General features: G+C 60.6%; 7 protein-coding genes. 1 reads left to right on the forward strand and 6 read right to left on the reverse strand.

What is annotated here, in order from left to right:
• Positions 1 to 29 precede the first annotated feature (29 nt).
• The 6 genes from pstB to AB4P96_RS08110 form a co-directional block, all read right to left on the reverse strand.
• Entirely contained in the window at positions 30 to 809 is a 780-nt protein-coding gene (pstB, locus tag AB4P96_RS08085; RefSeq protein ID WP_017139133.1) for a phosphate ABC transporter ATP-binding protein PstB, read from the reverse strand.
• On the reverse strand, positions 809 to 1681 hold the full coding sequence (gene pstA, locus AB4P96_RS08090) for a phosphate ABC transporter permease PstA (protein WP_017139134.1): 873 nt from the start codon (positions 1679 to 1681) through the stop codon (positions 809 to 811). The genes pstB and pstA overlap by 1 nt, the downstream gene beginning before the upstream one ends.
• Positions 1678 to 2673 carry a phosphate ABC transporter permease subunit PstC gene (gene pstC / locus AB4P96_RS08095; RefSeq protein ID WP_017139135.1) on the reverse strand — a complete coding sequence of 332 codons (996 nt, stop codon included), beginning with the start codon at positions 2671 to 2673 and terminating at the stop codon, positions 1678 to 1680. The genes pstA and pstC overlap by 4 nt, the downstream gene beginning before the upstream one ends.
• A 55-nt stretch (positions 2674 to 2728) precedes the next feature.
• Complete coding sequence (pstS, locus tag AB4P96_RS08100) at positions 2729 to 3745, reverse strand: phosphate ABC transporter substrate-binding protein PstS (RefSeq protein ID WP_176991495.1); 1017 nt, start codon at positions 3743 to 3745, stop codon at positions 2729 to 2731.
• Between the two features lie 172 nt (positions 3746 to 3917).
• Positions 3918 to 8837, reverse strand: coding sequence for a hemagglutinin repeat-containing protein (locus AB4P96_RS08105; RefSeq protein ID WP_395600660.1), 4920 nt, complete (start codon positions 8835 to 8837; stop codon positions 3918 to 3920).
• Between the two features lie 133 nt (positions 8838 to 8970).
• The gene (locus AB4P96_RS08110) at positions 8971 to 10686 is read right to left on the reverse strand and encodes a ShlB/FhaC/HecB family hemolysin secretion/activation protein (protein ID WP_138450401.1); all 1716 of its coding nucleotides are present in this window, start codon (positions 10684 to 10686) and stop codon (positions 8971 to 8973) included.
• Positions 10687 to 11227: 541 nt separating this feature from the next.
• Here AB4P96_RS08110 and AB4P96_RS08115 point away from each other — a divergent pair.
• On the forward strand, positions 11228 to 12514 hold the full coding sequence (locus AB4P96_RS08115) for an OmpP1/FadL family transporter (RefSeq protein WP_176991492.1): 1287 nt from the start codon (positions 11228 to 11230) through the stop codon (positions 12512 to 12514).
• Positions 12515 to 12763: the final 249 nt, after the last annotated feature.

Consider the following 12763-nt stretch of genomic DNA (forward strand, 5'->3'; position numbering starts at 1 on the left):
GCCTCCAAGAGACGGCTCGTTGTCCGGCCTTAGCCAAACCGCCCCGTAATATAGTCCTCCGTCTGCTTCATCTTCGGCGTGGTAAAGATCTGATCGGTCTTGCCATGCTCAATCAATTCCCCCATGAACATAAACGCGGTGCTGTCCGACACCCGCGCGGCCTGCTGCATGTTGTGGGTCACGATGATCACCGTGTACTGCGCCTTCAATTCCGTAATCAACTGTTCGATACGCCCGGTGGAAATCGGGTCGAGGGCGGAGGTTGGTTCGTCCAGTAGCAGCACCTGCGGGCGCAGCGCGATGGTGCGGGCGATGCACAGCCGTTGTTGCTGGCCGCCGGAGAGGCTCTGGGCGCTCTGGTTGAGTTTGTCTTTGACTTCATCCCACAGCGCACCGCCGCGCAGGGCCTGTTCGACGCGGTCGTTCATTTCGCGGCGCGAGAGTTTTTCGTGGTGACGCACCGCGTAGGCGATGTTGTCGTAGATCGACATCGGAAACGGCACCGGCTTCTGGAACACCATGCCTACGTGGCTGCGCAGGCGGTTCATCGAGTAGCCGGGCGCGAGGATGTTTTCGCCGTTGAGCAGCACTTCGCCGCGCGCTTCCTGCTTGGGATACATCGAGTAGATGCGGTTGAACACCCGCAGCATGGTGGACTTGCCGCAGCCCGAAGGCCCGATGATGGCGGTAATGCGCTTTTCCGGAATATCCATGTTGATGGATTTGAGCGAGCGTTGGTTGTTGTAGAAGAACTCCAACCCACGCACCTGGATTTTGGTTTTGTCGGGAGCAATGCCGGTGGCGTCCATCAGTGAGACCTATTGCGTAAAAGAATCAGGCGGGATGCCAGGCTGAGTACCAGCACGAACAACGTCAGGACCAATGCGCCGGCCCAGGCAAGTGCATGCCAGTCGTCGAACGGGCTCATGGCGTATTGAAAAATAACCACGGGCACGCTGGCGATCGGCTTGAGCAGGTTGCTGCTCCAGAACTGATTGCCAAAGGCGGTGAACAGCAGCGGCGCGGTTTCCCCGGTGATGCGCGCCAGGGCAAGCAGGATGCCGGTGACTACGCCGGCCTTGGCCGCCCGCAGCACGATTTGCAGCGTCAGCTTCCACTGCGGTACACCGAGTGCCAGGGCCGCCTCGCGCATGGTGGAGGGTTGTAGCTGGAGCATTTCATCGGTGGTGCGCACCACCACCGGAATCACCAGCAGCGCCAGCGCCAGCGCACCGGCGATGGCAGAGAAGCCGACCTGATGATTGGTCAGCAGGTTCAGCGGCAGGATGACCCCGGTGTAGATGAACAAACCCAGCACAATCGAGGGGGCGGACAGCAGGATGTCATTGATGAAACGCACCGTAGTCCCCAGGCGCGAGTGGCGTGCGAACTCTGCCAGCCAGATGCCGGCCATCAGCCCGATGGGCGTACCGATCAGCAACGCGATACCCGACATCAACGCGCTGCCATAAAACGCATTGGCCAGGCCGCCCTCGGTGCCGGGCGGTGGGGTCATCTGGGTAAACAGGCGCAGGTTCAGGGCCTGGAACCCGTTGATAATGGTGGTCAGCAGAATCCACGTCAGCCACAGCAAGCCAAAGGCGGTGGCGCCGCAACTGAGGAACATGGCCACGCCATTTTTAAATGCGCGTTTGCGATACAGGCGTTCGTTGGCGTTCATAACCCTTCCTTGCGCGACAGGCGCATCAGCAGCAGTCGCGCGAGCGCGAGCACGACGAAGGTCACGATAAACAGCAGGAAACCCAAGGCAATCAGCGCAGAGCGATGCAGGTCGGTGTAGGCCTCGCTGAATTCGTTGGCGATGACCGAGGCGATGGAACTGCTGGGCATCAGCAACGAGGCGGAAAACTGTTGTGCGTTACCCAATACAAAGGTCACCGCCATGGTCTCGCCAAGGGCGCGGCCCAGGCCGAGGAAGATGCCGCCGACCACCGCCGAGCGGGTGTAAGGCAGAACAATGTCCCACACCACTTCCCACGTCGTGCTGCCCAAGGCGTAGGCGGATTCTTTCAACTGCGTGGGCACGCTGCGAAACACCTCATGCATCACCGAGGTGATAAACGGCATGATCATCACCGCCAGCACAATGCCGGCGGTGAGCATGCCGATTCCCAGTGGCGGCCCCTGGAACAGCGAGCCAACAAAGGGCAGGGCGCCCAGGTAGTCATTGATCAACGGCGACAGGTGTTCGGCCATGAAAGGCCCGAACACAAACAAACCCCACATGCCATAGATGATCGACGGGATACCGGCCAGCAGCTCAATCGCCGAGGCCACCGGCATTTTCAGCCAGGGCGGTGCAACTTCAGTCAGAAAAATCGCGATGCCGAAACTCACCGGAACGGCAATCAGCAAGGCGAGAAAGGAGGTGACCAAGGTGCCGTAAATCGGCACCACGGCACCAAAGTGGTTATTGACGGCATCCCACTCGGTGCTGGTGATGAAACCGAAACCAAACGTCTTGAACGCCAGCCCGCCGCCCCACAGGGTCGAGGCGGCAATGGCGCCCAGCAGCGCCAGTACCAGCATGGCGGCACCGAACATCGAGCGTTTGAACCACAGGTCGTGGCGTTGATCGCGGGCGGCGCGGCGGTCGCCCCCGGTGTCGCTCGCGTGAGTAGTCATAACCAGGGTGTGGACCGTGTCGTTCATATCAGAGGTGCTCAGCGCCTTCCTCAGTTATCGAGGAAGGCGGTCGTAGGGCGAATCAGTGGGCGAAGTCAGACTTCCAGTAATCTTCGATTCGCGACACCAGGGAGCCCGGCAATGCGACGTAGTCCAGGGCCGCAGCCTGTTCCTGGCCTTTTTCCAGCGACCACTTGAAGAAGTTGAACGCCGCCTGGCTTTGCTCGGCATTCTTGGGCTGCTTGTACATGATGATCCAGGTGGTGGCCGTGATCGGCCATGCGCCTTCACCTGGGGCGTTGGTCATGATCAGGTTGAAGTCTTTGGCACTGGCCCAGTCGGCGGTGTCGGCGGCGGCCTGGAACGCCTTGGCGTTAGGCTCGACGAACTTGCCGGACGCGTTCTTCAGTGAGGCAAAGGTCATTTTGTTCTGCAGGGCGTAGGCGTATTCCACAAAGCCGATCGAGTTCTTGATCTGCTTCACGTAGGCCGAAACGCCTTCGTTGCCCTTGCCGCCCACACCGACCGGCCACGGTACGGTGGTGCCGAAACCAATCCTGGTTTTCCAGCTGTCGCTGACTTTGGCCAGGTAGTTGGTGAAGTTATACGAGGTGCCGGAGCCGTCCGAACGGTGCACCACGGTGATGTTTGCGCTTGGCAACTTCACACCAGGGTTGAGCGCGGCGATGGCAGGGTCGTTCCAGGCCTTGATGTCACCGAGGAAGATCTTTGCCAGGGTGTCGCCGTCGAGTTTCAGCTGGCCTGCGGCCACGCCTTCGACGTTCATCACCGGCACGATGCCGCCGATCACGCTGGGAAACTGACCCAGGCCGCCGGCTTTGAGATCGTCGGCCGACAGTGGTGCGTCAGAGGCGCCGAAGTCAACGGTGGCTGCCTTGATCTGGGCGATGCCGCCGCCGGAGCCGATCGACTGATAGTTGATGCGGTTGCTGGAGTTCTTGCTGTAGTCCTGCGACCACTTGGACAGCACCGGGTAGACGAAGCTGGAGCCGGCACCGGTAACGTCGGTGGCGTGGGCCATGCCGCTCAGGCACAGGGCGCTCAACAATACAGACAGACTTTTTTTAGTCGGCAACATCACGACAACACCTCAAGGGAAGGGGTAAGTGGGTAGGCCCACCTGTCTAAGACGTGACGATTTAATTCCTGATATGTTGCTGTTTAATGACGGTTTGGCTTTATGAAGAAACATTTAGAAATGTTTGCCTGGGTGGCAGCGAGCATGGCTGCTGTCACCCAGGCGATGCTACTTAGCTGCCTTTCTGGTCAATCCCCGCCTGTAATTCCTGCTGGTCACTGTGCCCGCCGACCCGCAGCGGCCCAAGGTTGAAAGCCTGATCCTTGCGTGTGGCGTCGTCCTGTTTCTGGGTCAGTTCGTCCTTGGCGCCCAGCGCCAGGTTGACCGGCGATTTCGACAGGTTCAGCCCGACATCGGCGCGATAGTCGCTGCCTGCCAACGTCGTCGCCGTCACTTTGGAACCGCCCAACTCAACCTTGCCGCTTTCGGCGCTGATTCGCGCGCCAGTCAGCCGTGTGTCGCCAGCCACTTCAAGGTTTACGCCCTGAGCACCGCGAATGCCCGAGGCCTGATTAACGCTGTCTTTCACCACGTGGCTGACGTCCAGGTTCAGCGTCGGCGTGTAGCTGGTGTTGCCGCTCTTGTCACCGAACAGTACGTTTTGCGCGGTATCGGCCACCTTGCTGCCGGTGGTGTCCTTGCCGCTGACGGTGTAGCTGTCGCTGGTTTTTGGCCAGACTTTGTCCTTGAAGCTGGACAGGCGCGTGCCCAGTGCATCTTTCTTGTCCGCGAGGTAGGTCTTGGCCTGGTCCACGCGGGTGCCAAAGGCGCCACGGGGTTCAGGATTTACCTCGTAGCTGCCGCTGCGGCTGAGCTTTTCGCCCAGGCGCTCCTTGGCGTTGATCACGCTGTCCTTGGCCGAAGCGAGGTGCTCGGTGCCTTTGTCGACGGCGTTTTCCAACTTCTCCCGATGCTTGTCGAACGCGCCCTCGGCCTTGGCTTGCACCTTGTCCTTGAGCGGGCCGGTGGTCTTGGCGAGCTTGTTGACCACGCCGGGTTGGTTTTTTTCGACATCAAGCTTGGCGTCGACGTTGACCTTAGTGCTGCTGACGTGATCTTTGCGGCTCTCGACCACAAGATCCCCGCCGACGTTGCCGCTGACCTGATCCGCCTCGATCCGCGCACCCGCCAGATGGGTATCACCGGCACTGTTGATGGCTACGCTATCGGCCTTGATCAGGCTGTCGTGCTGGGTGGTGCCTTGCACGTGGTCCACATCGACCTTGGCGCGGGCATTGATGCCCAGCTGGGTCTTGGGTGTGTCGTGTTCACCGGCGTCGCCCCGTGTTGTTTTACCGCCGCTGCCACCCGCGCCGAGGGTCACGCCCCAGCTGTTGTGAGCCTGGGTGGATTGCGCCGACTCTTGCAGGATGCCGCCGTTTTGCGCATCGAGGGTGACCGTTTTGGCGGCAATCTGCGTACCTTGCAGATGGAGATCATCGGCGCTGGAGAGGCTCACGTTGCCCTTGCTGTGCAACTGCCCGACAACCACGCCCTGATCGTTTTCCGCCACCTTGCCGATATTGAAGTTGGCACTCAGGCTGCCAGTCTTGGCGCTGCTGTCGGCGCCACTGGTTTTTCCGGCACCGACGCTCAGGCCGCCGCCGAGGTTGCTGCCATTGCTGACATGCGTATTGGTGGCCGCTCGCAGGTCCAGCTTGCCGCCGGCATTCAGGCTGATATCACCGTTGCTGGCGATCTGCGTGCCTTGCAGGGTCATGTCGGCGCCGCTGCTGAGCTGGATCGGCCCGCTGCCTTGAAGCGTCGCGACCCGCGCCTGGCTGTCTTGGGTGGCCAGCTGCTTGTTATCCAGTTGCACACCAGCACCGAGGTTGACGTTGGTACCGTTGGTGCCCGGTGCGGTGCCCACGGTCAATGAACCATTACCGCGCAGGCTGTTGCTGGTTGTGCTTTGCGTGTCGCTGGCCTGATCAAGCGCCAACTCGCCACCGGCCTTGAGGTTGACGCCCGCCTGGCCACCGTTGAACTGGCTGCCCGCGTAACGCGCATCGGCCTTGGCCGTGATGTTCACGCCCTGAGTGCCCGCGTAGCTGCCGACCACCGCCGTGCTGCTGGCTTCGCGCACATCGCTGCTGCCGCCTGCGCCGCTGCCGCGCACGTTCACGTCTTCACCGGTGGTGGTGTAGACCCGCACGCCTGCCTTGGCGTCCACGCTTTGTTCGCTGCTGCTGTGGGTGTTGGCTGCGGCGCTGGCGATATGCTCGCCGGCATCGATCTTCAGCCCGCCATCGGTGGCGCGGTACTGAGTGCCTTCATCCTGCAACTTACCGGCGACATCCACCTGCACCGTGGCGCCACTGAACTGGCTGACCACCGCCGTGCTGTCCTGCTGGGTGCGGGTCTTGTTGGTGTGACCGACTTCCACGTCCAGCCCGACATTCGGCTGCTCGAAAGCATCGAGCAAACCGGGTTGATGGAATTTGGCCTGGGCCACACCTTCGACGGCTTTTTCGATTGGTCGGGTGATGCCTTTGTATTCGACATTGACGCCGACATCGGCGGTCCAACCGTTTTCCTTGTGGGTACTGGTCTGGCTGTTGTGCGCCGCCTGGTTATCGACGGTGCCGGCGTTGACCTGCAATTCGGAGCCTGCCTTGACCTGCGCGCCCTGGCTGGTGAGGGTGTTGCCGGCGTTGATGGTCAGTTTGCCAGCCGCTGCCACGTTGCTGGTTTGCGCGGTGGTGTTGCTGCTGTTGTCGTGGCTGCTTTGATGGCTGAACTGTGCGCCGTTGCCAGCCTTGTCCAGACCGCCGGTGTAGTACACGCCACCGCCGGTGGTGGTTTTGTCGGTGGTGTTGCGCGTGCTGTTATCGGTCGCCAGCAACTCGACGTTTTTGCCGCTCAAAATTGCATCGCCCTGGGTGGCTTGGACGCCGGAACCCTTGATGCTCACATTGCCATCGGCGGTGACCGCCACGCTGGCGCCGCTGAGGCTGGAAGCTTGTTGTTTTGTGGTGTCGGTCTTGCTGGTTTGCTGCTGGTCCTCAAAGCTCACGCCAGCGCGGTACTGGCGGGTGCCTTCGGCGTTTTCCTTGGCGTAGCCATCGAAACCACGGGTGTGAGTGGTGGTGGTGTCGTGTGTAGTGTTGTCAGCCGAAGCGATCTTGATATCGCCCTTGGCGTCCGCCTGTAATTTACCGGCGGCCGACACCTGAGAGCCACTGACTTGAATGTCCTTGGCGCTTTGCAGCTTGAGGTTGCTGTCCGAGCGCAGGTTGCTGGCCACGACAGTGCTGTCCTTGAGTTGCTTGCGGCTTTCATCCTTGGAAATGCCGAAGAACTTGCTGTCGTTGCTGTAGCTATTGTCGTGGGAGGTGTCTTTTACGCCGTCGATCACCAGCGAGCCTTTGTCGCTGATCACGCTGGCCTGCTTGCCGCCACGCGCCTGGCTGCCGCTGATGCGCACGTCGTCGGCCTTGACGAGCAGTTTGCCGTCGGCGTTGACCTTGCTGCCGGTGTTCAAGGTTTTGCCCTTGTCGCCGTCGCCGCTCTTGCCAAAGAAGCTGCCGCCGGTCAGGTCGCCGGAGTAAGCGTTGTCGCGGCTTACCTGGGTGCGGCTGGCGCTGCTGATCTCCACTTGGCGGCCGGCCAATTGAATATCGCCGGGTGTTTTCAGTTCGGCGCCTTGCAATTGCAGTTTCTGCTGGCTGGTCAGCTCCAGCGTTTTGCCGGCCTTGAGGCTGCTGGTGACGCTGCGTTGCTCGCTGGAAGATTTATCCCAGTTGGCTTTCCACAGATGTTTGCGATGGTTGCCCTGATCGCGGGTTTCATGGGTTTCAGTCGCGGCGTTCACCAGCAGGTCGGCGCCGCTGTTGACACGTAAGGCATTGCCCGCTTCGACTTGGCTGGCCTTGATCTCGGCCTTGGCGCCGGAAGACAGCGTTGCATCCTGCTGCGCTACGACCTTGTTACCGTGCTGGCGCGAGTCTTTATCAGTGGTGGTGCGGTCGTAGGTTTCGTAGGTGAACAGGAAGTTGCTGTTGTCCCACTGTTCACGTTTTTCCTGGAGTTTGCGGCTTTCCAGGCTACTGAGGGTCAGGTTGCGACCGGCGTCGAGCTTGACGTTGCGCCCACTGACGTCGGTGGCGGCCAGGTTCAAATCCTTGGCGCTGTGCAAGTCCACATCGCCATGCTGGCTTTGCACGCCGGCGCGGGTGGCGTCCAGGCTGTTGGCGTGGACTTGGCCGCTGATGTCGAGGTCGCCGGCCGAGCTGACGTTGACCCCGTCACGACCTTCCACTTGCACCGCGCCTACGCGCACGCCAGCACCTTCGGCCGTGCTGATGATGTTGATGCGTCCGGCCTGCATCGCCCCAAACAGGCTGGCGTCGATGCGCTGGTCCTGGGTCTTGCTGGCCGGGTCGACCTGGCGCACTTGGCCACTGGCGAAATCGACCTGGTTGCGGCCTGCGGTGAGGTTCAGTTGATCGCGGGCACTCAAGCGCCCGTCGCTGTCGATGCGCGGCGCGATCAGGTTGATCGAGCCCGCGCGGTTTTGCAGGCCTTGGCCGTGCACCGTCAGTTGGCCGCTTGCGTCGCGGGTGTCCAAGGCTTGCAGCTTGCCGTCATTGAGTTCGGGGCGGCCCACCACCAGGTTGGCGTTCGGGGTGTTGATGAAGCTCCCGCCATTCACCGAAATACCGTTGGGGTTGGCCAACACATAATCGGCCGCCTTACCGAAAATCTCTTGGGCGCCGTTTAAGGTCGAGGCGTTGCGGCTGATCACTTCGTTGAGGATCACGCTCGCCGCCTGGCCCTGGAACTGCGGGTTCGCCGCCAGTTGCCCGGCGAGTTGCGACTGGCCGGCCTGCAGGGCGTTGTTCAGCACCACGCCTTGACGGTCGACGTTGTAGTCCAGGAACTGGTTATGGGACAGGCCGCCGGCATTCGGTGCGACGATATTGACGATGGGCACGCCCTGCTGGTTTTGCAGTTGCGGTATCCCGCCAGGCCCTTCGACCACGGTGATGCCGGCGGCCAGTACCAGTTGCGGCAGCAGGAACAGGCTGGCGATGGCCCAGCGCAGTTTGCCCTGGGGTGAAAGGTGAAACGTGTGGGTGTCAGTCGGCATAAGTAAGTTCGCTCTATGTTGGCTGAGCCGCCTCGTGCGTTGTTCGTTGCAACGCTACTGGGGTGGTCAGGTACGGCGGTTGTTTCAGGCTAATCGGGTGTTGGTTTAAATCTGCACACTCATATCTGCACGCTCATATCTGCAAGCTAAGGCGCGTCAGCCAGACCTCCGGCTCCTGGCCAAAGCCTGTTGGCGTGTGCAAATTGCGTTGGTAATCGACGTCGAGCTGCACGTTCTTCCAGCTCAGGTTGAGCCCGGCACTCGCGCCGCTCAGGCGTTGGCCCGGGGCGCCGTGTTCGCGCTTGACCCAACCGTTGTCCAGGCCCAGGCGCGGGGTGATTTTTACCGGAAGGTCGCTGTTGAGCGGCAGGCGCAAGGTGTTGCGCCACACCGCACCGATGGCGCCCGAGGCACTGTTTTCGCGGTAGCCACGCACAGCCGAATCGTCGGTGCCCAGCAGTTGCTCAATGGCAGGCAAACGGTCCGGGCTGTATTGCGCAGACAGCTGGCTCTGCCACTGCCAGGGTTGCGTGCGCCATTGGCCGTTGCGCCATTGAGTGAGGTTGGCGCGGTATTTGTGAAACTGCGCCTGGGGCAGGTTTTTCTGCACTTGGTCAGCGTCGCGATCAGCGCCGAACCAGGTCAGGCCCTGGGCGTAATTGACGTCCAGGTTCCACACCGCGCTGTTGAGCCAGAACAGGTTCAAACCGGCCTCGGCCACGCTCAGCGTTGGGCTCTGGATGCCCAAGCGGACCTTTTGCAGGTAGCTGTCGACGTCCTTGTAGGCCAGTTGCAGGTTGGCGCTGAGTTGATGGCCCTGGTCGCGCCACAACACGCGGTCGGTGCGCAGGCTGATCTGATCGGTACGGCCGCTGTTGTACAGCATGGTGTTGCTGACCTTGAGCGGTGAGCGGTATTCGGCATGGCTGGCGAACAGGCTGTAGGTCCAGTAGCCGTAGGGGATCGAATAAAACAGGCTGTTGCTGCGGCTGTAACGCGGGCCGTGGTTGAGCGTGTCGCTGAAGCTCAGGTTGAGTGAATCGTTGAGCTGCAGCGGGCTGTCCAGGCTCAGGCTGATGGCGTTGCGATCACGCCCGGTGCCGGCGCTGCCAAGGTTATCCACTCCCAGGCCCAACCCCCAACGTGAGGCGCTACTGCGCGAACGCAGGATGATGCGCGAGGCACCAGGTTCACGGCCAGGGGCGATATCCGCGGTGAGGTCCACCGAGCGCAGGCGGTTGAGCTGGTCCAGGCCTTGCTCCAGGTCGCGCAGGTTCAGTGGCTTGCCGAGCAGCCCGGGGAAGGCGCCGGCCAGGGACACGGGCAAGCTTTGGTCGGCCAGTTCGATGGCTTCCAGGTAGCCTTCTTCGACATGGATATCCAGCGGTTGCCCGGCAGCCGGGGTGCTGATCAGGTACGGGCGGCTGGCGATATAACCGGCCTCGACGTACAGGCGAGTGATCTCGGCCAGCAGGCGGTTGATCTGGGTGACGCCCATGCACGGGGCGACATAGGGCTCGATGTGTTTATTCATCTCGGCCCTGCTGAACAGCGTGACACCGGCCAGGCGTGTGCCGCTCAGCGGCCAGCAGCGTTCATCTTTGACATTGTCTGCTGGCACAGTGGGGGCGGCCGTCGGTGTGCCGAAGCTGCCTTTCTGGAGCTGGCGCTGGCGTTGCTCCAGCTGTAATTGCTGCAGGTCGCGCTGCTGTTGTTGCTGCAAACGCAGGGCTTCCTGGCCTGGCTGCGGGCCGTCGGCGGCGGACGCGGGCAGCGCGCACACGCAGAGCAGGGCGATACCCAATGGGTGGAGATTGCACAAGCGTTTGAGTGAGGGCAGGTTCGGCACTCGACATCCTTAACGTAGAAATACACACGATTCATGCCCCGGAGCCAAACCGTGAGCTCGGGGGGCTTGCCGCTCTTGAGTCATGATTAAACGGATTGTTACATCGTCTGTAGGATTTATTACATAAAACGTGAGGAATGCCGCGTTATTCAGCAAATAAATGCACAAAATCAGTGCAAATTGACTGATGGGGGCTATCAGGTCCCTGAATTTACGGGGTGGGTATGTGGATCAGGCGATGTGGGAGGGTTTTGATTGTTGCAGCAAGATGACTTAATCGGCGTGTTTATAGAGATGCACGCATCCCATGTCGTCAACGTGGCTATCGAGGGGTATTTGCGTTCAAATTGACAGCTTTACGACGATGAAACCAGGCAGTCACGATCCGGTTAAAAAGTCATAAAAAGACACGGAAAATCAGGCGAAGTCTTTGAAAATACTGAGATTGTCCGACAATCAAAAGCATGAAAAACTCTTCATAAACGCCTCGCTCGAACGTTGGTAGTTTCCCCTGCGCTGCCCAATAATTCGAGTCCTAATAATGAATAACAAAACTCTTAAAAGCGCCTTGGCGCTCTCCATTTCGCTCGCCTCCACACACCTGTTCGCCGGTGGTTTTGCCCTCAATGAGCAAAGTGTCAGCTCAATGGGTACAGGCTACGCCGGGCGTTCTTCCTCGGCGGATGACGCCAGCACGGTGTTCGGTAACCCGGCCGGCATGTCGCGCATCAAGCACAATGAAGTCAGCATCGGCGCCACCTACCTCGATGCCAAATCCAACATCAAGGACGCCAGTTCCTCTCAAGGCGGTGTCGACAATCCTGGCACCAACAAAGGCGATATGGTCCCCGGCATTGCCGTGCCGATGGGTTACCTGGTGACGCCGATCGATGAACACTGGGCCTTTGGCCTGGGGGTCTACGCGCCGTTCGGTCTGGTGACCGACTATGAACACGGGTTCCAGGGCAATGGCTTTGGTAACAAAAGCAAGATTCAGGTCATCACCGTGCAGCCGACGGTCAGCTATGCGTTCAACGACAAGGTTTCGGTAGGTTTCGGCCCGACCTTCAACAAAATCAGCGGCGAGCTGGATTCCAAAGTCCCGGCGTTTGGCTTGGGCACCGAGACGGCCAAGATCAAGGGTGACGACACCGCGATGGGCTTCAACGCCGGTATCCTGGTGCAGGCCCTGGACAGCACCCGCGTCGGCGTCACCTACCACTCGCAAGTCGTCTATCACCTGAGCGGCCATACCAACGCCTCCGGCGTGCTCTCCGATGTGCTGGACGGCGGGGCGCAGAAGTATGACGCCAAGCTGAATGTCACCACGCCGTCGTCCGTGGACTTCTCGGTCACGCACCAACTGACCGACGCCTTGACCCTCTACGTGGGTAGCACCTACACGCGCTGGAGCCAGTTGAAGAAGATCACGGTCAACAACGCCGGCGTGTCGGACATTACCGCTGAGCTGGCCGGCCTGGGCTCCATCACCGAAGAGCAGCATTGGCACGACACCTGGTCCCACGCGATAGGCCTGTCGTACCAGCTCAACAAGCAGTTGGTGCTGCGTACCGGCTTCTCGGTGGACCAGACGCCAACCAACAACACCGACCGTTCGGTGCGTATTCCGACCGGCGACCGCACCGTCTTCAGCCTCGGTGCCGGCTGGACGCCTGTGGATAACCTGACCTTTGACGTGGCCTATTCCTACCTGAAGGAAGAGCCCATCAAGGTGCGCAACAACAATCCTCAGTTGGCGCTGACCTACGACGCCAAGTATGAAAACAGTGCCAATGGTTTTGGTGGTTCGGTGACTTACCGCTTCTGACCTGTGGATAACGGCAAAGGGCCGGTTTTTTGGCGTGGTCCTTTGCCGTAAGTTTTGACCTCAATGCTGTCAATCGCGGCGTGTCTTGGTTAGATTGAAGGCTAATCAGCTTTTAGGACACGGACTGTCATGACTACGCTAACGCCGATCATCGCGACCAATCCCCTCATTCTTCGCGCCGCCACGACCTCACCGCCGGCAGCGCTTGCGAACACCCTCGACGTCTCACCGGCCCGGCCGTCTTCCGTG

It is taken from the genome of Pseudomonas sp. B19125, assembly GCF_044218855.1.
Classification (GTDB): domain Bacteria; phylum Pseudomonadota; class Gammaproteobacteria; order Pseudomonadales; family Pseudomonadaceae; genus Aquipseudomonas; species Aquipseudomonas edaphica.

Excerpts from the sequence above, each read along its gene's own strand:
- pstS (WP_176991495.1), bottom strand. The coding sequence starts at position 3,745 with ATGTTGCCGACTAAAAAAAGTCTGTCTGTATTGTTGAGCGCCCTGTGC.
- pstB (WP_017139133.1), bottom strand. The coding sequence starts at position 809 with ATGGACGCCACCGGCATTGCTCCCGACAAAACCAAAATCCAGGTGCGT.
- pstA (WP_017139134.1), bottom strand. The coding sequence starts at position 1,681 with ATGAACGCCAACGAACGCCTGTATCGCAAACGCGCATTTAAAAATGGC.
- pstC (WP_017139135.1), bottom strand. The coding sequence starts at position 2,673 with ATGAACGACACGGTCCACACCCTGGTTATGACTACTCACGCGAGCGAC.
- AB4P96_RS08105 (WP_395600660.1), bottom strand. The coding sequence starts at position 8,837 with ATGCCGACTGACACCCACACGTTTCACCTTTCACCCCAGGGCAAACTG.
- AB4P96_RS08115 (WP_176991492.1), top strand. The coding sequence starts at position 11,228 with ATGAATAACAAAACTCTTAAAAGCGCCTTGGCGCTCTCCATTTCGCTC.